Consider the following 22789-nt stretch of genomic DNA (forward strand, 5'->3'; position numbering starts at 1 on the left):
TTCGCGGCCTCCGCGCGCCTCAGCGCGCGATCATCTCGGGACATCCAGATCATGTCGCTCAACGTCCTCTGCATCTCGTGGGGCACCACCGGCAATCTCAGCCCCGTGCTCACGGCGGCCCGGCAGCTGCGCCGGGCGGGGCACCGCCCGCGCGTCATGGCCGACCCGGCGATGTGCGGGGAGGTCGAGGCGGCGGGCTTCCCGTTCGTCGGCTGGCGCCGCGCCCCGACCGGCCTCGACGCCGACCCGGCCGATTTCTCGGATCTCGCGGACTGGCTGCGGCAGACGATGTTCTCCCCGGCCGGCGCCTACGCGGCCGACACGCTCGACGAGATCCGCCGCCTCCCGACCGATGCCGTCCTGAGTCTCGACCTCCTGCCCGGCTGCGCCCTGGCGGCCGAGGCGGCCGACCTGCCGCACGCGGTCCTGTCGCCGCATATCAGCATCCGCCCGCTCCCCGGCATTCCGCCCGCCGCGAGCGGCCTGACGCCGCCGCGGACCGAGGCGGAGCGGGACGCGGTGGACGCGGCGACGGCCGCCATCGTGTCGGCGATGGAGCGGGGCCGGCCGGCGCTCAACGCCGCGCGGCGCGCCTTCGGGCTGCCGCCGGTCGCCAGCGCCTTCGCCCATTTCGATCGCGCCGACCGCGTCCTGCTGGCCGTCAGCCGCGCCTTCGACTTCGACACGCAGGCGCTGCCCGCCAATTACCGCTACATCGGCCCGCTGCTCGACGAGCCGGGCTGGTCCCGCGGGACGGGGCACGCGTGGTCCGGTACGGGACGGCGGCGGATCCTCGTCGCCGGCAGCACCGGCGCCCAGAACCAGACCGACCTGCTGCGGCGCGTCGCGCGCGCCGTCGGCGCGGTCGAGGCCGAGACCATCGTGACGACCGGCCCGAATGTCGGGCCCGCGGACCTGGCCGCCCCCGCCGCCGTCCGGGTCGTGGCGGCCGCCTCCCACGACGCCCTCATGGCGCGGGCCGACCTGGTGGTGTGCCAGGGCGGTCACGGGACGGTCAGCCGCGCCCTGCTGCACGGTGCGCCGCTGCTGGTGATCCCCCTGGCCCGCGACCAGGCCGACAACGCCGCCCGCGTCGCCCTGCGCGGCGCCGGCCTGCGCCTGCCCGCCGACGCGGGCGAGGCCGAGATCGCCGCGGCGGCGCGCCGGCTCCTGGCGGAGCCGGGCTTCCGCAGGGCCGCCGCAGTTCTCGGGGCGGCCGTGCGGGCGGATCTCGACGCGGGCGGCCTCGTCCGCGAGATCGACGCGATGGTGGCGGCGCGCCGGGCCTCCGCGGACCGCGGCGGCGCCCCGGGCGGAGACCGGCTTTGGGCCTGATCCGCGCGCCCGCGCCGGCGCGGCCCCGCATCCGCCCCGGCTCGGCCGCCTTCTCGGCGCTCCTCGGGCTGCTGGCGGCGCTCCCGACCTTCGGGATCGACATGATCCTGCCGAGCCTGTCGGACACGGCGACCGCGCTGCACGTCCCGGCCACCGCGATGGGCGCGGCCATGGGCGTCTACCTGCTCGGCTTCGGCGGCGCGCTGCTGGTCTACGGCCCGGTCTCGGACCGGCTGGGCCGCAAGCCGGCCATCGTCTGCGGCTGCCTCCTCCTCGTCGTGGGCAGCCTCGGCTGCGGCGCGGCGCGGACGCTGCCGGACTTCCTGCTGTTCCGGGCCCTCCAGGGAATCGGCGCGGCGGGCCCCGGCATGGCGGTCCTCGCGATGGTGCGCGACCTGTTCGAGGGCGAGGCCGCGCGCGCCCGGATGTCCTTCGTCGTCCTCACCATCAACGTGGTGCCGATGGTGGCCCCGACCGTCGGTGCCGGGCTGATGGATCTCGGCGGCTGGCGCCTGATCCACGCCGCGCCGGTCGCCGCCGCCCTGGCGGCCCTGGTGGCGATCCGGCACATCGACGAGCCCCTGCAGCGGGCCGCGGGCCCCGGGCCGGCCTCGGGGATCCTGCGCGGCTACGGGCGGATCCTGGCGAGCCGGGTCTTCCTCGGCCACGCCCTGTGCAACGCCGCGGCCGCGGGGGCGGTCTTCGCCTACATCACCGGCTCGGCGCTGGTCTTCATCGACGCCCTCGGGCTCAGTCCGCTGGCCTACGGCCTGGTCTTCGGGGCGAGTTCCCTGTCGGTGATGGTCGGCGCCTTCCTGAACGGGCGGCTCGCGGCCCGGGGCGTCCCCCCGCCGCGGGTGATCGCCGCCGGCCTCGCCCTCGCGACCGGCGCGTCGGCCCTGCTCCTCGTCGCGGCGCTCGCCCGGCCGCCCGCGGCCCTGCCGGTGGTCGCCGCGATGGTCGGCGTGGCCCTGGCCTTCGGCCTCGTCTCGCCCAACGCCGTGCACGGTGCGACGGAGCGCGACCCGGCGGCCGCGGGCGCAGCCAGCGCCGTCGCGGTCTTCCTGCAGATGCTCGCGGCGGCCGTCGCCAGCGACCTCGTCGCCCGGTTCTTCGACGGCCGGTCCGCCCTGTCGATGGCCGCCGTGATGCTCGGCTGCAGCCTCGCGGCCGCCGCCGCCCACGCGGGTCTCGCCCGGCCGGCGCCCCGCGCCCCCTCCCGACCCTACGGAGAACCCGCATGCACTTCGATCCGCCCCCCTGGCAGCCCCTCCACCTGACGCGCGACGGCGGCCGGCTCGCCCATATCGAGGCCGGGCCGCTCACCCCCGAGGGGCAGCCGCTGCTGCTCATCAACGGCTGGACCGGGGACCACGGCATCTTCACGCCGCAGATCCGGCACTTCGCGCGGACGCGCCGCGTCGTGGCGGTCGACCTGCGCGGTCACGGCGCCAGCGACGCGCCGGAGCGCGACTACACGGTCGCGGGCTTCGCCGAGGACGTCGCGTGGCAGAGCCGGACGCTGGGCCTCGCGAAGCCGATCGTGATCGGCCACAGCTTCGGCGGCGCGGTGGCGCTGGAGCTGTGCGGCCGCCATCCCGACCTCGCCGCCGGCCTCGTCATGATCGACTCGATCGTCCTGCCGTCGGCGGACGCGGCGGGCGGCGCCGCGATCGAGGGGCTGCTGGCGGGCGTCGGCGGCCCGGATTACCGGTCCGTCGTGCGGGAGATGGCCTGGGCGATCGGCGGCGCCTACGACCACCCGGCCCGGCGGAAGGCGATCTTCGAGACCTTCATCCTCGGCCCCTGCCAGCGGACACCGCAGCACGTGGCCCACGCGGCGCTGCGCGACATGGTGCTGGCCCACGATCCCGTCCCGGCCGCGCGCGCCTGCCGGGTCCCGATGGCCTACATCTCGGCGGACGTGCCGCTCGTGGCGGAGGCCCGCGACCTCGACCGGCTGCGGGCGCTCTGCCCGCAGCTCGTCACCGCCCAGACGCTGCTGGCGGGCCACTTCAACACGATCGAGGTGGCCGAGCAGGTCAACGCGATGATCGAGCGCTTCCTGGCGGTCGGCCTGCGGCCGCGCGCGCGGTAGCGGGACGCCGCGGGACCAACGCCCGTCAGGCGGGGCGGGACCCTCCGCGGAGGCCGTCCCGCGACCCGTCGCGCGGGGCGCGTCAGGACGCCCGGCCGGCCTCCGTCCGGTCGCCCAGGAGGCGCCGCGCCGACGAGATGACCTGGAGCGTCTGGGAGCTCAGCTGCTCCTGGCGCGCCCGCTGCTCGTACTGTCTCAGGCGGACGATCAGGCCGTCCTCGTCCGGGATCCCGTGGTCCATACCGCCGATCACGAAGTCCGTGATCGTCCGTCGGAGCAACGTCTCGAAGACGTCGTCCGTATTCGCCAGCCCTGCAACCATGAGGACTTCTCCTTCTGCGAAGCGGCGCCTTTTTCGAAGGGTCAAGTTACGGCATGATTTCGGAACATCTCACACACCATCCGCGCGGCGACCGGCGTGCTCTTCCGCACAAGGCGGCCGCGGCGGCGACCGGGCCGCCGGCGCGCCGCATGTTATGGCTGTAATGTTCGACCCAGCTCCCGCAATCATCCTGTAGTCCGGGCTTCCGAGAGTTCTCGCGCAACACAGCAGCGAGAACGCACAGATGAATGCGACCGAAGATCTGACGCGACAGGCCGGCCCGCCCGAAGCCCCGACCGGCACCCCGACCCGCGTCCCGACCGGCGTCCCGACGCTCACGGTGGCGGAGCTGGAGGCCGACCCGCACGGCGTCTACCGCGCCTGGCGGCCGCGGCTGCCCTTCGTCGGCCACGAGGTCGCGGGCGTCCTCGTCCTCCGCGCCCGCGACGTCGATCTGCTGATGCGCGACCCCCGCGCCCAAGCCACGGAGACGCTCTATCCGGAGTCGCGCGCGATCCCCGAGGGGGTGCTGTTCGACATCTTCGCGCACGGCATGCTCACGGCCAACGGCGCGGTCCACCGCCGGCGCCGCTCGCCCTTCACCCGCACCTTCGCGGCGCGCCTGATCGAGGGCCTTCGGCCCCGGATCCGCGTCGCCGCGGAGGGCCTCGTCCGCGACTGGCTGGGGGACGGGGAGGTCGACCTCGTCGCGCGCTACACCGCGCAGATCCCGACCCAGGTCATCGCCGACATCCTCGGCCTGCCGCGCGACGACATCCCGCGGTTCACGCACCTCGCCTACGAGGTCTCCCGGGTGCTGAGCTTCACCTTCGGACCGGAGGACATCCCCGATCTGGAGGCGGCGGCGGTCGCGCTGCAGGACTACGTGGCCGGGATCCTCGCCGCGCGCCGGTCGGCGCCCCGCGCCGATTTCCTGTCGCGCTTCCTCGCGGAGACCGAGGCGGCCGGCGAGCTCACGCCGCAGGAGGTGGTGATCCAACTCGTGCAGATGATCATCGGCGGCACCGACACGACCCGGGTCGCCGGCGCCATGCAGGTAGCGCTGCTGCTGCAGCATCCCGAGCAGTGGGCGGCGGTCAGCCGCGATCCCGACCTGATCCCGGCCGCGGTAGCGGAGTCGCTCCGCTACGAGCCGAGCGCCGGCTCCGCCGGCCGGGTCGCCCGGGAGGACATTCCCCTCGACGGGCACGTCGTGCCGGCCGGGAGCCTGATGCTGCTCTCGACGCTGTCGGCGATGCGGGATGAGACGGTCTACGCGCGTCCCGACACGTTCGACATCCGGCGCACCGACCTCCCGCGCCTCCATCCGGTCTTCGGCGGCGGCGCGCACCGGTGCATCGGCGAGGCCCTGGCGCGGGTCGAGCTGGAGGAGGGACTGGGGGCCGTGCTGCGCCTCGCCCCGCGCCTGCGCCTGACCGGCGCGATGCCGGTCCTCCGCGGCCACAGCGGCATCCGCCGCATCGACGCGCTGCGGGTCGCCGCCTAGCGCCGTTCCCGACCGGATAGGGACGGCGGCGCTCGCCGAGCCCTTCGCCGCGCGTAGCGAGGTCCCTCTCCCGCACGGGAGGGGGACCAGGGCGCGGCTGCCTCGACAGGATCGCCGTCCCTCCGGACCGCTGCGACCCTGTCGCGCCGTCTCCCGCGCGTCCGACGCGCGCCCGTTGCAGCCGTAGCCGCTTCGGCCCCGCGCCGCAGCGACGCCGTAACGGACCGCCCCCAGCCTCGCTCCCGGACGCCCCGGCGATCGCGCCGCGATCGCGGCGCCCTCACGCCCCCCACGGAAAGGACAAGCGATGAAGGTCCTCCTCTGCTCGACGCCCGCCACGGGCCATCTCAATCCCCTCCTCGCCATCGCCCACATGCTGATCGCGGACGGCCACGAGGTCATGGTCCTCTCGGGCTCGGCCTTCCGCGACCGCATCGTGGCGGCCGGCGCCCGCTTCATGGCGCTGCCGGGCGCGGCGGATTTCGACGGCCGTGACCTCCGCGCGGTCGTGCCCGAACTGGCCGAGATCGCGCCGGGACCGGACTGGCTGCGCGTCGCCATGGAGCGCGTGTTCGTCGACCGCATCCCCGACCAGGCGCGCGGCCTGCGCGCGGCGCTCCGGGCCTTCCCGGCCTCGCTGGTGATCGGCGACGACATGTTCTTCGGCGCCCTGCCGCTGCTGCTGGGGCCGCGCGCGGAGCGCCCCGCCATCGTCCTGTGCGGCACGTCGATCCTGCACTGCGCGCGGCCCGACCGGGCTCCGGCCTTCCTGGGTCTCCCGCCGGCCGAGACGCCCGAGCAGGAGGCCGCCTACGGCCGCATCGCAGAGGCCTACGAGGCGGCGGTCGACCGGCCGGTCGGGCTGAGCCTCGCCGCCAAGCTGGCGGAACTCGGCCGGGCCGCCCCGCCCTGGCCGCTGTTCGACGCGGTGGTCCGGCTCGCCGACACCTACCTGCAGCTCACCGTCCCCAGTTTCGAGTACCCGTTCCCGCTGCCGCCGACGGTGCGCTTCATCGGGGCGCTGCCGATCGTCCCGGGGCAGGCGGCGCTCCCGCCCTGGGCGGGCGACCTCGACGGCGCGCGCAAGGTCGTGCTGGTCACGCAGGGCACGGTCGCGAACCACGATTTCGGCCTGCTCGTCGGCCCCGCCCTCCGGGCGCTGGCCGATGAGCCCGACATCCTGACCGTGGTGACGGGCGGCGGCCGGGGGCTCGACGCGATCCCCGGCTCGATCCCGGCCAACGCGCGGCTCTCGTCCTACCTGCCCTTCGAGTGGCTGCTGCCCCGGGTCGACGCCATGGTGACCAACGGCGGCTACGGGAGCGTGAACCAGGCCCTGAGCCACGGGATCCCCCTCGTCGCCGCCGGCCTCACCGAGGACAAGGCCGACGTGAATGCCCGCATCGCGTGGTCGGGGGCCGGGATCGACCTCGCCGCGAACGACCCGACGCCGGAGGCGATCCGGAAGGCGGTGCGGACCGTGCTCGACGCGCCAGGCCATCGCCGGGAGGCGCGGCGCCTCGCCGCCGAGTTCGCCGCCTACGACGCCAAGGCCGAGATCTTGCGGCTCCTGTCCAGCCACGGCGACCGCGCGCGCAGCGCCGCCTGAGCGTCCGCCACAACCGGCGTGAGACCGTCCCGGGACCGTCCCGGGACCGTCCCGGCGGGGACGGCCCCCGCATCCGCGCCCATCACGGCACCCGGTCCGGCGGACCGGGTGCCGTTCGCGTGTCGGGGCGACCATTGGGGCGACTGTCGGGGCGACGAGCCCGGACCCGGGTCACGACCGTCCCGGCAACGATCCCGCGCCCGTCCGTCGTTCGCGCCGCATGTCTGCTGTCATTGTTTTCCGATCCGCCGAAATCGCGGTGAAAGATCGGATTTTTACTTCGGACGCTCCACCACGAGGAGCACGAGATCATGATCTCACACCGCACACGGGCCGCCGCGGCCACCGCGCTCGGGACGATGCTGACAGTCCTGTCAGCCCCGACCGCCGCGCCGGCGCAGCCAATCCCGCGCTTCGCGCAGCCCGACGTCCCGAGCGTCGCGGCGATCGCCCGGGCACGCCCGTTCCGGACGGATCTAGACCTCCGCTCCCCCGCCGTGGAGCGGGAGCATTTCCGGGCGCAGCGCATCATCGCCCGCGTCTGCTCGCGCTGCTGATGCCCGCGATGGCGCTGCGGGAGCCCCGCGCGGACACGGCGGACGCCTGTTCCGGGCTCGCTGGCGGTGTCCGGCGACGGGCGCGGGCCGTTCCCCTCCGCCGACACCTCGCCGTCGCGGCGGCGGGGCGCGCCCGGCTCCTCGCCGCGGCGCCGCTGCCGCTGCTCCTGGCGCTCGCGGCCACGACGACGCCCGAGCCCGTCACGGTCGGGCTCGGCGGGCTCGCCCTGGCATGGCTCTCGCTGCGGGTGCAGCGCCTGCGCGGCGCCGCGTGCGCCGCGACGCGGCAGCGGAACAACCTCGCGCGCCTGACCGCGCCGACGGTCGCCCGATGGGTCGCCGAGACGGATCGCGCCGCCCGGCGCCCCGGCTGGGAGCAGGAGGCGACGGTGCTCTTCGCCGACATCCGCGGCTTCACCCGCCTCTGCGAGGGCATGGCGCCCGGCGAGGTCGCGGCGTTCCTCGCCGCGTTCCGGTCCCGCGCCGCGCGGGCGATCGAGGCGGCGGGCGGCTTCGTCGACAAGTTCGTCGGCGACGAGGTGATGGCGGTGTTCGGCGTGCCGGACGCGGCGCCCGGGGATGCCGGTCGCGCCGTCGCGGCGGCCCGCGCGCTCGCGGCCGCGATGGCGACCTGGAGCCGGGAGCGCGGGCAGGCCGGCCTACCATCGGTGCAGGTCGGCATCGGGCTGCATCGCGGCCCGGTCTTCATCGGCGTCATCGGGGCGGAGCGGGTCGAGTTCACGGCAGTTGGCGACACCGTCAACGTGGCCCGTCGGCTGGAACAGATGACCCGCGCGCTGCCCTGCGACTGCCTCGCCTCCGAGGCGGTCGTCCGGGCGGCGCCGTCCGGCGGGGCGCGGATCGTCGCCGTCGGGCCCGTGCGCGGCGGCCGCACCGTCCTGCGCCTGTTCACCCTCCGGCTCGATCCGGCCGGGACGCGTGCGGACCGAACCGACGCCTCCTGAAGACCCGGCGGGGCAGGGGGCGGCGAACGCGTCCCGCCGCCGTTCCGGATGCCGCCCTCAGGCGCGGGGCCGGTCGGCGAGGTCATCGAGGTCGACGCGCCGGGTGATCCCCAACGCGTCCAGGAAGGCCGCGTCGTGGCTGACGACGAGGAGCGCGCCGTCATAGGCCGCCAACCCGGCCTCGAGGGCCTCGACCGCGTCCAGGTCGAGGTGGTTGGTCGGCTCGTCGAGGATCAGGAGGGGCGGGGGCGCGCGGTTGCCGAGCACGCAGGCGAGGGCGGTCCGGACCCGCTCGCCGCCGCTCAGCGCCGCGACGGGGCGGTCCGCGGCCGCCGCCCGGAACTGGAACCGCGCCAGCGCCGCCCGGCACCCGTTCGCGTCCTCCTCCGGGTTGAGACGCGCGAAGTTCTCCGCCACGGTCCGGTCGCGGTCGAGGAGGTCGAGGCGCTGGTCGAGCAGCGCGGCGCGCACCCCGACCGAGACGCGGCCCGACCACGGGCTGAGGCGGCCGGCGACCAGCGCGAGCAGGGTCGACTTGCCCGAGCCGTTCCGCCCGCGGAGGGCGACGCGCTCCGGACCCGTGACCGCGAGGGACACGTCCCGCAGGACCGGCTTACCCGGCCGGTAGCCGACCGTCACGTCGGTGAGCGCGAGGACGCGCCGGTCGGCGTGGAGCCCGCTCGGCGGGAGCGCGATCGCGGCCGGCTTCACCGCCGCGATCCGGTCCCGGGCCTCCGCCAGATCGGCCTCGGCGCCGGCGCGCTGGCGCTCGGTGAGGCGCGCGCTCCCGCCCGCAGTCCGCTCCGCGTTGTCCCGGCGAGCCCCGGCCAGGATCCGGGGCAGGTCGCCCTTCGCGGAGCGGCGGTGCCCGGCCGCGTCGCGGCGCTGCTGGCGCTCGACGCGCTCCTGCGCCCGGCGGGCGAGGTCCGTCGCCCGCTTCTCGGCGACCGCGAGGTCGTGCTCGGCCGCGGCGAGACGCGTCGCCTTGGCCTGCCGGAAGGCGTCGAAATTGCCCCGGTAGCGGGTCGCCTCCCCCGGCGCGAGGTCCACGATCGCGTCCATCGAGTCGAGCAGGGCCCGGTCGTGGCTGACCACGATCGCGCCGGCGCGCCACGCCTGCAGAAGTTCCTGGACCGCCCGCCGCCCGTCGCGATCGAGGTCGTTGGTCGGCTCGTCGAGGAGCAGGAAATCCGGCGCGGCGAAGATCGCCGCCGCCAGCGCCGCGCGGGCGCGCTGCCCGCCGGAGAGGCGCCAGAGCGGCGTGTCGGGGTCCACCGCCACGCCCATCCGCGCCAGCGCGCCCGTCAGGCGCTCCGCGAGCGTCCAGTCGGCGACGGCGAGCTCGTCGGAATCCGCCGCACCGGCCTCCGCGCGGCGGAGCAGCGCCAAGCCCGCCGTCGCGCCGAACAGGTCGGCGATGGTCTCGTCGGCGGTCGGGCCCGCGAACTGGCGCAGCAGGGCGACCGTGCCGTCGCGGTGGATGCTGCCGCCCGTCGGCGCGAGGCGGCCGGCCAGGAGGTTCAGGAGCGTGCTCTTGCCGGCGCCGTTGCGGCCGACGATGCCGGTCCGCTCCTGCCCGAAGCTGGCGGTGATGCCGGAGAGGACGGCGCGCCCGTCAGGCGCGGTCCACGCGAGGTTCAGGAGGGAGAGCTGTGCTGGCATGCGGAGAGACGGTCCTGGCGGCAAGGCGTGGCGGCGTTGCAGTCAGGGTCAGTCTCATCGGCGTCTCGGCTCCGGCGGGGGGCCTCCGTAGCGCCGGTCGCGGCCTCTCGCAACGCCGCGGCCGTCGCTTTTTGCGGCGGGATGTCACAAACCGGGATGCTGCATCGTCCTGTCACCGACCGGGACGCCGGAGCGGCAGGGTGCCCCTCGGCCCGGTCCGCGCGGGAGACAGACGTCATGAAGATCGTGGTGATCGGCGGCAGCGGGTTGATCGGCCGGCATCTGACGGCCGAGCTGGAGCGCGCGGGCCATGAGGCCGTCCCCGCCTCCCCGAGCACGGGCGTCGACGCCGTGACCGGCGCCGGCTTGGCCCAGGTTCTCGTCGGCGCCGACACCGTGGTCGATGTGGCCAACGCGCCCTCCTTCGAGGAGGCGGCGGTGCGCGACTTCTTCGAGCGCTCGAGCCGCAACCTCCTCGCCGCCGGCCGGCAGGCGGGCGTCAAGCACCACGTCGCCCTCTCGATCGTCGGCGCGGACCGCGCGGACGGCAACGGCTACTTCCGGGCGAAGGTCGCGCAGGAGCGGCTGATCGCGGCGTCGGGCCTTCCCTACACCATCGTCCGCGCCACCCAGTTCTTCGAGTTCGTCGCGACGATCGCCGAAGCCTTCGCGGTCGGGGAGCGGATCCTCGTGCCGGACGCGGATTTCCAGCCCATCGCGGCGGCGGACGTGGCCGCGGCGCTCGCCGCGGTGGCGGTCGGCGCGCCGGTCGACGGGACGATCGACGTCGCGGGGCCGGAGCGGCTGCCGTTCCGGGCGTTCGTCGCCCGGCGCGCGGCGGCCGCCGGCGACGGCCGCGCGGTGACGGTCGACGCCGCGGCCCGCTACTTCGGTGCCGCGCTGGCGCGAGGCTCCCTGGTCCCCGACGACGCGGCCGCGGCCCGCCTCGGGGATACGCGCTTCGAGACCTGGCTCGCGACGGCATGACGGGACCCGACCTTCCCCGCGGGCGGGCTCCGCCCCGACGCGATCAGGCCTCCGGTCCGGTCATGCCGCCGGGGCGCGGGGACGGGACCGCCGCCTTCGAGGCCCACCGTCCCCGGCTCCTGCGCATCGCCTACCGCATGCTCGGCTCGCGCAGCGAGGCCGAGGACGTCGTGCAGGACGCGTGGCTGCGCTGGGTCGCGGCGGACCGGAGCGGGGTCGCGGCGCCCGACCGGTTCCTCGCGCGCGTCGTGACGCGCCTCTGCCTCGACCAGATCAAGTCGGCGCGCGCGCGCAGGGAGAGCTATGTCGGCCCCTGGCTGCCGGAACCGCTGATCGAGCCGCTGGTCGAGCCGGGGGCGGACGGCGTGGACGAGGACGACCTCACGCTGACGCTGATGCTCGCGCTCGAGCGGCTGTCTCCCTTGGAACGCGCGGCCTTCCTGCTCCACGACGTGTTCGGCCTGCCGCTCGGCGACGTCGCGGAGACGCTCGGGCGGGCGGCGCCGGCCGTGCGCCAGCTCGCGGCGCGCGCCCGCCGGAACGTCCGGGCCGCGCGCCCGCGCTTTCCCGTGACCCGCGACGAGGGCGAGCGCGTCGCCCGGGCGTTCTTCGAGGCCTCCGCGAGCGGCGATGTCGCGGGGCTGCGGACGCTGCTCGCCGATCGCGTGACGCTCGCCTCGGACGGCGGCGGCAAGGTGCTCGCCTTCGTCAACCCGATCCGGGGGCTCGAGCGCCTGCTCCGGCTCTACGCGGGCGCGCGGCGCAAGTGGGGCGACGGCCGGGCGGCGCTGGTCGGGTTCGTGTGGATCGACGGGCTTCCGGGCTATGTCACCCGTGAGCGCGGCGGCCTCCTGCAGACGACGGCCCTCGCGATCGAGAACGGCCAGGTCGACGCCATCTACATCACGCGCAATCCCGACAAGCTCCACCACGTCGCGCGCGCCGTCGCGGCCGGCCCGGGACCGGGCGACGCGGGCGGGCCTGCGGCGCGCCGGTCTTGACGATCCGCCCCGCGGCGCGGCTTGCATGGCGCGCGGCGGGCCCTCGCGGCGCCGCAGGTGACCGACCCACGCGGACTGATCAACCATGCCGGCGCGCCCGCTCGTCCTGTTTCCCGATCCCCGCTTGACGCGCCCGGCCGAACCGGTCGACGCGTTCGACGCGGCCCTGCGGGCCCTCGCCGACGACGTCCGGGACACGCTCATGGCCGAAAGCGCCATCGGCCTGACGGCCCCGCATATCGGCGTCGCCGCGCGCCTCGTGGTGGTGCGGATGTCGCCGGACGAGAGCGCCCGCGTCTACGTGAACCCCGTCGTGTCCTGGGCGTCCCCCGACACGGAGGCTTACGACGAGGGCAGCGTCAGCATGCCGGGGGTGCGCGAGCGGATCACCCGGGCCGCCCGCATCCGCCTGAGCTACCGCGACCTCGACGGATCCGCCCACGAGGAGGAGACCGAGGGCTTCCCGGCCGCGGTCCTCCAGCACGAGATCGACCAGCTCGACGGCGTGTTCTGGATCGCCCGCCTGTCGCGCCTGAAGCGCGAGCGACTGCTGAAGCGGTTCGGGAAGGGCCGGCCGGCCTGATCCGGTCGGGGCTCGCGGCGGGCGTCGGCACCCCGCCGCGGCGCGCTGGCAGAGCCGGCGCGGAGCGGGCTACCATGGGCGCGACCTCGCCGACCCTCCGGATTCGTCCCCTCTGAACGGACCCTGCGCATGCATCCTGCCGTGGCCGCCGCCAACGCCTTCAGGGCGGTTCATGACGCCGGTCAGGTCCCGGACTACGAGCGCATCCTGCGGCAGGGCTACAGCCGCTTCCTCGCTCCGGGGGATGTCGTCGTCGACGTCGGCGCCCATACCGGGCTCCACCTCGTCGCGTTCGTCGACATCGTCGGCCCGACCGGCAAGGTCCACGCCTTCGAGCCGATCCCGGTCCTGATGAAGGATCTGGCGGGGCGTTTCGGCCGACGACCCGAGGTCGAGCTGCACGACGTCGCCCTCTCCGACGCGGCGGGGCGCACCGATTTCACGGTCGCGAGCGTGCCCGGCGAGAGCGGGCTCCTCGCCCGCTACTTCAGCAGTCCCGCCATCACGTCCAAGACCATCAAGGTCAGGACGGAGAGGCTCGATACCGCCCTCAGTCACGTCCCCGCGGTGGCCTACATCAAGATGGACATCGAGGGCGGGGAGTTGAACGCTCTGAGCGGCGCGGCCCAGCTCCTCCGGCGATGCCGCCCGATCGTCAGCGTGGAGTACGGCTGGGCCGGCTACTCCGCCTACGGGCACGCGCAGGATTCCCTCTACCGGTTCGCCGAGAGCCACGGCTACATCTGCGCGGACATCACCGGAAACCTGATCGACGATGTGAGCACGTGGCTCGCGGTCAGCGACTACGTGACGTGGGATTTCTTCCTCGTCCCGCAGGAGCGTCGAGCCGACTGGGCCGCCCTGTTCGCGCGCCGCCCGGAGCCCGGACCCGCGTGATCCGGACCCGCGTGATATGGACCCGGGCGGAACGGCGCGGCCGGACCGTCCGCGCGGCGGAACAACGGCTCCGCATGGTGCGTTGCACGCTCCCACCTCTAGGCCGTCCGGCGCGGCCAGCCACCCACCGTGCCCAGTCCCGAAGGTCCACCAGGATCGCGCGCAGGGTATCTCAGATCAACCCGCGTGAAGGGTCGTGACCGTGCCGAACTCGCGGCAGCCGTTTCAATCCTCGTCCGCCGCCAGCGCGCCGCTGGCGAGCCTGCGGCGTGGGTCGGGCCAGCTCTTCGAGAGCGAGCGTCGCCTCAACGCGGTCCTCGACAACGCCTCGGTGTCCATCTTCCTGATGGATGACCGCCAGCACTGCATCTACATGAACCGCGCCGCCGAGCAGTTGACCGGCTGGACGCTGCGGGAAGTCCTCGCCCGCGATTGCCCGCTGCACGACATCGTCCACCACACCTACCCGGACGGAAGGCCCTTCCCGCTGGAGGAGTGCGCGATCGACCGCGCCTTCCCGGAGAACAATCAGGAGCGCGGCGAGGAGGTGTTCGTGCACAGGGACGGGCACTTCTTCCCCGTGGCGTTCACTGCCAGCCCGATCCGCGACGACGCGACCAACATCATCGGGACGATCATCGAGGTCCGCGACATCAGCGAGGAGAAGGCGGCCGCCGAGCGCCAACGCCTGCTGATCAACGAGCTCAATCACCGGGTGAAGAACACTCTCGCCACGGTGCAGTCGATCGCCGCGCAGACCTTCCGCGGGCAGACGGACCAGACGACGCGCGCCGTCTTCGACGCCCGGATGGCGGCCCTGTCCAACGCCCACAACGTGCTGGTCGAGGACAATTGGGAGAGCGCCAGCCTGCGCGGCGTGGTCGAGCGCGCGCTCGCCCCCCACCTTTTGGCAGAGGTCGATGCCGGCCGCTTCCGGTTACAAGGGCCGGACGCGCGACTGCACCCTAAGGTGGCAGTGACGCTGGCAATGGCCCTCCACGAGTTGATGACCAACGCGGCGAAGTACGGCGCCCTGTCGACGCCCGAGGGCGGGGTCGCGGTGACCTGGTCCCTTCACGATCGCGATGACGGCCGTCAGCAGCTCGACCTGCTCTGGGAGGAGCGGGGTGGCCCGCCAGTCACGCCCCCAACCCGGAAGGGGTTCGGCTCACGGCTCATCGAGCGGCAATTGCCGCTGGAGTTCGACGGCAGCGCGGCGATCACCTTCGCGCCGGCGGGCGCGACCTGCCAGATGCGGATCCCGCTGACCCGGCTCGGCTGGATCGGCCAGGAGGCGGTCGAAGGGCCGCGCGCGCCATGACGCCGCTCGCCGGACGCCGGGTCCTGCTGGTCGAGGACGAGAGCCTCGTCGCCATGCTCGCCGAGGACATGCTGCTCGACCTGGGCTGCGAGGTCGTGGTGGCGATGCGCCTCGAGCAGGCCCTGGCCCATGCCCGGACCGAGGCGTTCGATCTGGCGGTGCTCGACGTGAATCTCGGCGAGGCGCGCAGCTACCCGGTCGCCGACCTGCTGCTGGCGCGCGATACGCCGTTCCTGTTCGCCACCGGGTACGGGCAGCACGGCCTGGACGCCGCCTATCAGGCGGTTCCGGTGCTCCAGAAGCCCTACCAGGCGGCGCCGCTCGAGCATCTTCTGCTGCGCCTGTTGAGCCGTGAGGGGCCGAACCGCACGGGCCCGACCGGCCTGCCACCCGCCTGCCGCTGTCGGGCGTCCGAGCCCGCCCACGGGCAGTTCCGCGCCGATCCGATCCGCTGAGGCGCCCGGGCCGGCGCGGGACCGGAGCGACCGAGTACGGCGCCGACCGGCGCGGAAGGGCACCACCGTGATCGATCTCAACACGGCGACGGCCGAGGAGCTGGACAGCGTTCCGGCACTCAAGGGCCACGGCTTCGAGATCGTGCGCTGCCGGGAGGAGCGCGGCCGGTTCACCAGCCTGCGGCAGCTCGACGAGGTGCCGGGCCTCAGCGGCAAGACCGACGGTGTCGCCGATCAGGTCACGATCGCGGACAGTCCTTAGGGCCGGTCCCGACCGGTCCGGCGCGGATCTCGGTCAGGCCCGAGATCCGTCGGGAGAGGCCTGCTCTCGCGGAGCGCCCGGTCGGGGATCAGGTCCGTCCGGACGAGGCACATCCGGACCCAGCGGCTCCACAACGCGCTCCACCTCGAAGCGTCCTGCCGCTCCCCAACGCCCTCCCGCACGGGGGAGGGGGCACGGCGCGGCTGACATGCTTTCGCCGCCTGTCCGTGTGATGGGCTGCGCGAGCGGCGTGAAAGCCGCGCGGGTCGACGACGCCCGCGCAAGCCCGAGCTTCGAGAAGCAACGATGGACATGCAGGTCGAGAAAGCCCAGGGCCGGCCTCTGAACGGCATCGACCGGAACAAGGTGATCGCGCAGTCGCTGCGGCAGTTCGCGCGCCTCCCGGGCCTGCCCGACACCAAGAAGGGCGTGCGCTCGTACCAGAGCCACGTCAAAAGCGACCCCTGGCTGCCGCTCCTGTTCGTCGTCTGCTTCGTCCTGCCGACCCTGGCCGCCGGGATCTACTACGGGCTGATCGCCTCCGACCGCTACGTCACCGAGGCGCGGTTCGCGATCCGGCCGACCATCGGCACCGCCGACAAGGCGACGCCCGACACGGTCGGCACGAATGCCGGTGTGATCAAGGCGACCGTCGCCCAGGAAACGCTCATCGCGCAGGAATACATCCACAGCCGGCCCATGGTCGAAGCGGTCGCGGCGGAACTCCCGATCCGCGCGTGGTTCGGTCGGGACGACATCGACATGTTCTCCCGCTTCAACCCGGAGAAGCCGGTCGAGAAGTTCCTGCGGTACTGGCGCCGCCGGGTCGATGTCGACGTCGAATCGGCGTCCGGCATCATGTCGCTGACCGTCGAGGCCTTCGATCCCGACGAGTCGCTCGCCATCACCAAGGCGGTCATGACGGATACGGAGCGGATGCTGAACGACCTCAGCCTGCCGTCCCGGAAGGACGCCCTCGACGTGAGCACGCGCGTCCTGAAGCTCGCGGAGGAGCGCGAGGCCAAGGCCAACGCCGCCCTGAACGAGCTGCGCAACCGCGAGGGCGTGCTCGACGTCATCAAGTCGAACACCGCCACCATCAAGTCGGTCTCGGAACTGCGGGAGACGCGCACCAAGCTCGCCGTCCAGCTGGCGGTGCTCCAGCGGGACCTCGGCCCGCAATCCCGCAGCATCGTCGACCTGAAGCAGCAGATCGGCGATCTCGACGCGAACATCGCGCGGGTCCAGCAGCAGCTGGCCGGCACCGCGCCGACCGAGAAGCGGCGCCTCTCGGACGCGCTCACGCGGTTCGAGGATCTCGAGCACGAGCGCGAGAATGCCGAGAAGTATCACCGCGACGTGCAGCTGGCCTATGACCGGGCCCGCATCGTGGCCCAGCAGCAGGTCGTGGCCCTGGTGCCGATCGTCGAGCCCATCAAGGCCGGATCCTCGACCGAGCCGCGCCGCATCCTGATGACGAGCATCATCACCGCCGGCGCCGCCGTGCTGTTCGCGGCCGCGATGTTCACCCGCCGCATGCTCATCACCTGATCCCGAGCCAGGTCGGCACACGGACGCGGTCGGGACGGTCCGCGGCCCGCCGGCAGCGCCGACGAAAAAGCCCGCCGCGGCGAACCGGGCGGGCTGAGGGAGTGCTTGGGAGGAAGCGCAACCGTACGGCGGACCCTGCTGGCATGCCAGATGCCGCATCGCAGGGCAGGTCTGCGAAATCGGGCGGTCTCCCGATGGAATACTTTTCCTGAACGCTTCAATAGGCCGGGCCGACGGCCGCCGGGGTCGCCCGCGACGATCCTAGGCGGCCGCCGCCCGGGACCGCGTCCGCTCCTCGAGGCCGCGGATCGTCGCGGCGAGCAGGCTGTCCAGGGCGTCGCACGCGTCCGCCCGCTCGACGCAGGCCGCGCTCCGCGCGTCCTCCTCGATGACGCGCAGACGCGCCACGAGGACGCGCGCGCCGACATTCGCGCTCATCGACTTGAGGCTGTGCGCGGCCCGGGCGATCGCCGGCTGGTCGGAGGCGGCGAGGGCGGCTCTCAGACCGGCGAGCGCCACCGGACCCTGCGACCGATACAGGTCGAGGACGCGGTCGAGGAAGGCGCCATCTCCGAGGCCGAGCAGCCCGTCGATCACCTCGGCGTCGATGAGGTCGTCGGCGGCGTTCGCGACGGCCGGCGCGGCGAGCGGAGCGACCGGGGCCGGCGTCACGGTATGCGCCGCGGCGGCAGCCCGCGCGACGCGGAGCGCCGGGACCTGCGCCTGCAGCAGGTCGGCGAGCTGCCGCAGCGTGAAGGGCTTCAGGAGCGTCCCGTCCATGCCGGCCGCCGCCGCGGCGTCGGCGGCCTCGCCGAGGACGTGCGCCGTGAGGGCGACGATCGGGACACGCCCGCCGGTGGCCGCCTCGCGCTGCCGGATCAGCCGCGCGGCCGCGAAGCCGTCCAGGACCGGCATGCTGCCGTCCATCAGGATCAGGTCGAAGCGTTGCGTCTCGGCGGCCGCCACTGCCGCGGCCCCGTCCTCGACGGTCACCACATCGGTCACGCCGCAGCGGGCCAGCGCCTCGAGGGCAACCTCGCGGTTGACCGCGCTGTCGTCGGCGACGAGCACTCGCGCGGCCGGGAATCGCGGGAGCGCCTCGTCCGTGACGGCGGGCGAGGCCGGGGAGGCGGCCGCGGCGAGGGTGTCGCCCGCGGCCAGCGCCGCCAGGACGGGCTGCCACTCCGCCTGGGTCACCGGCCAGCGCAGCACCGCGTCGGCGAGACCGGCGCGGAGCGCCGCGTCGGCCGCGCCGTCGCCCGGTCCCGCGACCGCGAGCACCCGCACGGCCCGGTCCGGCCGGCGGCCCGCCGCCACGAGGGCGGCCGCGTCGCCGATCCAGTGGTCGGCGGCGCTCCCCGGCGCGACCGGCGCGAAGCCGGCCGCGCGCAGGCCGGCCGCGAGGGCGGCGCGGGTGGCGGGACCGGCCGTGTCGAGCGCGATCGCGGCCGGCACCGCGTCGCGGCGCCGGACCGGGCGGGCCGGCTCGGCGACCGTGACGGGGATGCGCGCCGAGAAGGTCGAGCCCGCGCCGACGCGGCTCGTCACCGCCACGGTGCCGCCCATCGCGGCGACGATCTGCTGGGCGATCGAGAGCCCGAGGCCGGTGCCGCCGAACCGGCGGGTCGTCGACTGGTCGGCCTGCGAGAAGGCCGAGAAGATCGTCGCCAGCTTGTCCTGCGGGATGCCGATCCCGGTGTCGGAGACGGCGATCACGAGGCACCCATCGGCGGCATCGACCGTCATCCGGACGGCGACGTGGCCAGCCTGGGTGAACTTCAGCGCGTTCGACACGAAGTTGCTCAGCACCTGCCCGAGGCGGACCGGGTCGCCGAGGATCGCCCGCGGCACCTCCGGTCCGACCTCGGCCGCGAGGTCGAGCCCGGCCGTCCGGGCCCGCTCGGCGAAGAGCGTCACCGCGGTGTCGGCGAGTTCGGCGGGGCTCACGGGCACGCGCTCGAGCTCGAGCTTGCCCGCCTCGACCTTCGCGAAGTCGAGGATGTCGTTGATGATCGCCAGGAGCGACCGGCCGGACCGGGCGATGACCTCGGCGTAGCGGCGCTGGCGCGCCGGCAGGTCGGACCCCGCCAGCAGCTCGGCCATGACCAGGACGCCGTTCATCGGGGTCCGGATCTCGTGGCTCATCGTGGCCAGGAAGGCCGACTTGGCGGCGTTGGCGGCGTCGGCGGCCTGCTTGGCCTCGCTCAGGTCGGACGTCCGGGCGCTGACCTCCGCCTCGAGGTGGGCGCTGTGGGCGGCGAGGCGGTGATCGCGCTCGTTCACCGCGGAGAGCAGGTCGTTGAAGGTCCGCGCCAGCGCGCCGACCTCGTCGTCGCCGCCCACGGGCGCGCGCTGCGCGTAGTCGTGGCGCAGGCGGACCGCCTCCATGGTGCGGGCGAGGGCGGCGAGCGGGCGCGTGACGCTGCGCTGCAGGTAGAGCGACACGCCGACGCCGATCGCGACGGCGAGCAGCGCCGCCAGCGCGGCGTTCTGCGCGGCGGCCCAGAGATGGCCGAGGATGTCGTCGGTCTCGCCGATCAGCACGACCCGACCGACCGGGACCCCGTTCTCCACGATCGGCGCGGTCGCCTGGAGGCTCCGGGTGGCGAGCAGGTGCAGGAGCGACAGGTCCGCGCCGTCCTGGGCGGCGTCCCGGGTCAGGCGCAGGCCGATCCCCTGCTCGGCGAGCACGGACCCATCCGGACGCTCGATCGCCCCGTAGACGATGGACGGCACCTTGCCGATCGCCCGCAGCGACGCGTCCGCCCCGTCGGCGTCGCCCGCCGCGGTGGCCCGGGCGCCGCCATGCGCGAAGACCTGCGCGACGGCCTCCAGCGCCGCCTGCTTGTCGGCGGCGTAGCGGGCGACCTCGCGCCAGACCGACAGGGCCGCCGCCAGGACGAGCGCCGCCGTGACGGCGCCGGTCACCGCCAGAGCCAGCCGGCCCGCCAGGGTGCGCCTCGGCCTCAGCCACGCGAGATGCACGCTCGGCTCCTTCAGGTGGCCCGGTCGGGCCCGATCGCGGGGGGGGGGACGGGGAGGGGCGGTAAGGGCGACGGTACCGGGGAGCGGATCAGGCGGCGGCGCGCAGGCAGGTCCGCGCCACCGCGTCCCAGCCCGCGAGGAACGCCTCGACGCAGCGCGGGTCGAAGTGGCGGCCGGCCTGGTCCGCTACGAAGGCCCGCGCCCGCTCGAGCGGCCAGGCCGCCTTGTAGGGCCGCTCGGTCACCAGGGCGTCGAACACGTCCGCCACAGCCACGATGCGGCCCGAGAGCGGGATCCCCTCGCCGCGCAGGCCCTTCGGGTAGCCGGTGCCGTCCCAGCGCTCGTGGTGGCTCTCGGCGATCTCGGCGGCGAGCCGCACGACGTCGGAGGTGCTGCCCTCCAGGATCCGCCGGCCGCGCTCGGCGTGCTTCTCCATCTCGGCGCGCTCCTCGGCGGAGAGCGGTCCGGGCTTGAGCAGGATCGCGTCGGGCACGCCGATCTTGCCGACGTCGTGCATCGTGGAGGCGAGCTTCAGGATCCGGATCTCCTCCGGGCCGAAGCCGAGGTTCCGGGCGATGACGCCCACGTAGCCGGCCACCCGGGCGATGTGGTCGCCGGTATCGGTGTCGCGGTGCTCGGCGGCCCGCATCAGCAGGGCGATGATCTCGCGCTCCCGCGCCTCGATGACGGCGACCGCCGCCGCGACCTCGCGGGCGAGCCACGCGGCCCGGTCCTGCTCCTGCCGGTGGGCCGCGCTGATCTTCATCAGGTTGGTGATGCGGGCCTGGATCTCCACGGGATCGCAGGGCTTGCCGAGGAAGTCGGTCGCGCCCGCGCGCAGGGCCTCGTGGCGCAGGCTGCGCTGGTCGAGGCTCGTCACCATCACGATCGGCACGTGCGCGAAGCCCGGGACCGCCCGCGCCGCCGCGATCACCTCGAGGCCCGTCAGGCCGGGCATGTCGTAGTCGGTGACGACGACCCCGATCCGGTCGACATGCGCCCGCAGGAAGTCGAGCGCCGTCACGGGACACGTGAAGGCGACCGGCTCGCAGTCGGCCACCGGCTTGAGCGCCTGCATGATCAGCAGGTTGTTCATCTCGGAATCGTCGAGGATCAGCGCGAGCAACGTGTCACTCCCAGGCGACGAGTAGTCGACACAGGATCCGCATCGCGTCCTCCCTACTGGGACAGCAGCAGCTTGCCCGAGAGGGGTCCGACCCCCTTCGGCACCGGCACGCTGGTCCCGTCGTAATTCGCGTTCAGATAGAGGTTCGGGCCCTGGTACAGGTTGACCTGCTGGGCCACGATCACCGTGTAGGCCGACTGGTCGGCGACGGGCTTGTCGGCGTCGATCACCACGCGGCCGGCCGGCAGGTAGAGCGTCCCCAGCATGGTCCGCGCGTTGTCGCTGATGATGCGGTAGGTCCGCATGGGCTTGGTCGCCGCCAGCGGCGGCGGGGTCGGCGACGGTGGCGGCGGCCCGGGCAGCAGCGGCGTGACGATCTGGTCCACCAGGCCGGCGAGGATCGCCGCGGGGTCGACGGGATCGCTGACCGTGCGCTCTTCCATCATCAGCAGGCCGGCCATGGGGCCGGTGGTCGGCGCCGACAGGCTGATCGTGGTCTTCTTGTCGAAGAGCAGACCGCCCTTGTTGCCGGTGAAGTAGAAGGCGACGTCGGTCCCCGTCATGGCGGCATTCTTGTCGACGATGAGCGGGCCGTCCTTCATCACGTAGATGCCGGCGCGCAGCGTCACGGAGGCGTTCTTGGTGATGTACAGGCCGCCGCAATAGGTGCCCGGATCGAGGGTGACGCTCTGGTCGACGATGTTGCCGGAGGTGTCGCGCTTGCTGTTCGCCGAGGACGGGATCGCCGTGCACGCGCCGACCGGCGGCGCTGCCCGGTCCTTCAGGGGGTCCTGGATCGGAGGGCAACCCGTCTGCGGCGGCGGCGCGAAATTCGCGCGGGCGCCGTCGAAGCCGCCCGCCGTGCAGATCGTCTGCGCCCGGGCATAGGCGCTGTCCTTGCCGACCATGCCGCGCGGGCTCTGCGAGTTGCTGTAGAGCGAGCAATCCTGGGCGGTCACCTCGGCGCTCTTCTCCAGCTCGAACGCGCCGGCGGCGAGCGGGTCCAGCGTCAGGAGGCACAGGCGCATCTTGCCGACGACGCGGACCGTCGAGCGGACCGAGACCTTGACGGTAGGCACCCCGACGAAGCCGCCGAAAGCGAGCTTGACGGTCTCGTCGACCGTCGTGGCGACGCTGGTCTTGTCGTCCGCCACGTCGACCCGGAGGGCGTAGGGACTCTCGGGCCGCGGCGCCGCCTGGGCGTGGACTGTGTCGACCACGATGCTCTTGGCCGCCGCCGAGGTCGAGACGGCGAGCTTGAGGTAGTTGCCGGCCGCGAGGACTCCGGCATCGGCCGCGTTCTGGAGCTGGCTGCGCCGCGAGGCGAGGCGGGCGTAATCGATGCCGCCCCCGGTCAGGCCGAGCAGCACCACGGCGCTCAGGCCGAAGGTCAGGGCGACCGAGCCCGACCGGTCCGTCAGGGCCCGCGGGCCGGCGCGGAGCACTCTCCAGAACAGGGAAATGGACGCGTCTCCCAGGGCGGGACCGGATCGGCGGCTGCGGCGGCACCGGCCACCGAACCGTTGGCCTAAGGCACAGCTCCTAAAAATCCGTGGCGTCCGAGCA

Annotated in this window: 20 protein-coding genes; 15 read left to right on the top strand and 5 right to left on the bottom strand. The window is 74.1% G+C overall.

Annotation, left to right across the window (positions count from 1 at the left end):
• The first annotated feature begins 51 nt into the window (after positions 1-51).
• From ACX9MN_RS14685 to ACX9MN_RS14695, 3 genes are read left to right on the top strand one after another with little or no spacing between them, the layout of a single operon-like run.
• Entirely contained in the window at positions 52-1335 is a 1284-nt protein-coding gene (locus ACX9MN_RS14685) for a glycosyltransferase (protein WP_489724789.1), read from the top strand.
• Positions 1326-2615 (top strand): Bcr/CflA family efflux MFS transporter, encoded by a 1290-nt coding sequence (locus tag ACX9MN_RS14690; RefSeq protein WP_489724790.1) that lies wholly within the window; start codon positions 1326-1328, stop codon positions 2613-2615. The genes ACX9MN_RS14685 and ACX9MN_RS14690 overlap by 10 nt, the downstream gene beginning before the upstream one ends.
• Complete coding sequence (locus tag ACX9MN_RS14695) at positions 2576-3433, top strand: alpha/beta fold hydrolase (RefSeq protein WP_489724791.1); 858 nt, start codon at positions 2576-2578, stop codon at positions 3431-3433. The genes ACX9MN_RS14690 and ACX9MN_RS14695 overlap by 40 nt, the downstream gene beginning before the upstream one ends.
• Before the next feature lie 82 nt (positions 3434-3515).
• On the opposite strand, the gene ACX9MN_RS14700 is transcribed toward ACX9MN_RS14695, so the two are convergent.
• The gene (locus tag ACX9MN_RS14700; protein WP_056532465.1) at positions 3516-3755 is read right to left on the bottom strand and encodes a hypothetical protein; all 240 of its coding nucleotides are present in this window, start codon (positions 3753-3755) and stop codon (positions 3516-3518) included.
• Positions 3756-3999: 244 nt separating this feature from the next.
• Here ACX9MN_RS14700 and ACX9MN_RS14705 point away from each other — a divergent pair, with 244 nt between their 5' ends.
• The 4 genes from ACX9MN_RS14705 to ACX9MN_RS14720 all read left to right on the top strand — a co-directional run bounded on the left by ACX9MN_RS14705 (position 4000) and on the right by ACX9MN_RS14720 (position 8393).
• Entirely contained in the window at positions 4000-5262 is a 1263-nt protein-coding gene (locus tag ACX9MN_RS14705; protein WP_489724792.1) for a cytochrome P450, read from the top strand.
• A gap of 307 nt (positions 5263-5569) precedes the next feature.
• Positions 5570-6871: a glycosyltransferase gene (locus tag ACX9MN_RS14710; protein WP_489724793.1), complete on the top strand. Its 1302-nt coding sequence runs from the start codon at positions 5570-5572 to the stop codon at positions 6869-6871.
• Between the two features lie 311 nt (positions 6872-7182).
• On the top strand, positions 7183-7428 hold the full coding sequence (locus ACX9MN_RS14715) for a hypothetical protein (RefSeq protein WP_489724794.1): 246 nt from the start codon (positions 7183-7185) through the stop codon (positions 7426-7428).
• An 8-nt stretch (positions 7429-7436) separates the two neighbouring features.
• Complete coding sequence (locus tag ACX9MN_RS14720; protein ID WP_489724795.1) at positions 7437-8393, top strand: adenylate/guanylate cyclase domain-containing protein; 957 nt, start codon at positions 7437-7439, stop codon at positions 8391-8393.
• Between the two features lie 57 nt (positions 8394-8450).
• Here the strand turns inward: ACX9MN_RS14720 and ACX9MN_RS14725 are convergent, their stop codons facing one another.
• Positions 8451-10055, bottom strand: coding sequence for an ATP-binding cassette domain-containing protein (locus ACX9MN_RS14725; RefSeq protein WP_489724796.1), 1605 nt, complete (start codon positions 10053-10055; stop codon positions 8451-8453).
• 237 nt (positions 10056-10292) lie between these two features.
• On the opposite strand from ACX9MN_RS14725, the gene ACX9MN_RS14730 reads away from it, so the two are divergent.
• The 8 genes from ACX9MN_RS14730 (at position 10293) to ACX9MN_RS14765 (ending at position 17112) form a co-directional block, all read left to right on the top strand.
• Positions 10293-11042: an SDR family oxidoreductase gene (locus ACX9MN_RS14730; protein ID WP_489724797.1), complete on the top strand. Its 750-nt coding sequence runs from the start codon at positions 10293-10295 to the stop codon at positions 11040-11042.
• A 62-nt stretch (positions 11043-11104) separates the two neighbouring features.
• A complete protein-coding gene (locus ACX9MN_RS14735) occupies positions 11105-12043 on the top strand; it encodes a sigma-70 family RNA polymerase sigma factor (RefSeq protein WP_489724798.1) in 939 nt (312 codons plus the stop codon).
• An 85-nt stretch (positions 12044-12128) separates the two neighbouring features.
• On the top strand, positions 12129-12626 hold the full coding sequence (locus ACX9MN_RS14740) for a peptide deformylase (protein ID WP_489724799.1): 498 nt from the start codon (positions 12129-12131) through the stop codon (positions 12624-12626).
• A gap of 129 nt (positions 12627-12755) precedes the next feature.
• Positions 12756-13523, top strand: a complete 768-nt coding sequence (locus ACX9MN_RS14745) for an FkbM family methyltransferase (RefSeq protein WP_489724800.1) — start codon at positions 12756-12758, stop codon at positions 13521-13523.
• Between the two features lie 202 nt (positions 13524-13725).
• The gene (locus ACX9MN_RS14750; protein ID WP_091680433.1) at positions 13726-14844 is read left to right on the top strand and encodes a sensor histidine kinase; all 1119 of its coding nucleotides are present in this window, start codon (positions 13726-13728) and stop codon (positions 14842-14844) included.
• Positions 14841-15299 carry a response regulator gene (locus ACX9MN_RS14755; protein WP_091680327.1) on the top strand — a complete coding sequence of 153 codons (459 nt, stop codon included), beginning with the start codon at positions 14841-14843 and terminating at the stop codon, positions 15297-15299. Before ACX9MN_RS14750 ends, ACX9MN_RS14755 begins: the two co-directional genes overlap by 4 nt.
• Before the next feature lie 67 nt (positions 15300-15366).
• A complete protein-coding gene (locus tag ACX9MN_RS14760) occupies positions 15367-15561 on the top strand; it encodes a helix-hairpin-helix domain-containing protein (protein WP_447715234.1) in 195 nt (64 codons plus the stop codon).
• Between the two features lie 306 nt (positions 15562-15867).
• Positions 15868-17112: a KpsE/RkpR family capsule polysaccharide export protein gene (locus ACX9MN_RS14765; RefSeq protein ID WP_489724801.1), complete on the top strand. Its 1245-nt coding sequence runs from the start codon at positions 15868-15870 to the stop codon at positions 17110-17112.
• Between the two features lie 261 nt (positions 17113-17373).
• Here the strand turns inward: ACX9MN_RS14765 and ACX9MN_RS14770 are convergent, their stop codons facing one another.
• From ACX9MN_RS14770 to ACX9MN_RS14780, 3 genes are all read right to left on the bottom strand, one after another.
• Positions 17374-20097: a hybrid sensor histidine kinase/response regulator gene (locus ACX9MN_RS14770; protein WP_489724802.1), complete on the bottom strand. Its 2724-nt coding sequence runs from the start codon at positions 20095-20097 to the stop codon at positions 17374-17376.
• Positions 20098-20185: 88 nt separating this feature from the next.
• On the bottom strand, positions 20186-21223 hold the full coding sequence (locus tag ACX9MN_RS14775) for an HD-GYP domain-containing protein (protein ID WP_020092209.1): 1038 nt from the start codon (positions 21221-21223) through the stop codon (positions 20186-20188).
• A 53-nt stretch (positions 21224-21276) separates the two neighbouring features.
• Entirely contained in the window at positions 21277-22668 is a 1392-nt protein-coding gene (locus ACX9MN_RS14780) for a TadE/TadG family type IV pilus assembly protein (RefSeq protein WP_082558077.1), read from the bottom strand.
• Positions 22669-22789: the final 121 nt, after the last annotated feature.

This window comes from Methylobacterium sp. 1A (assembly GCF_058072805.1).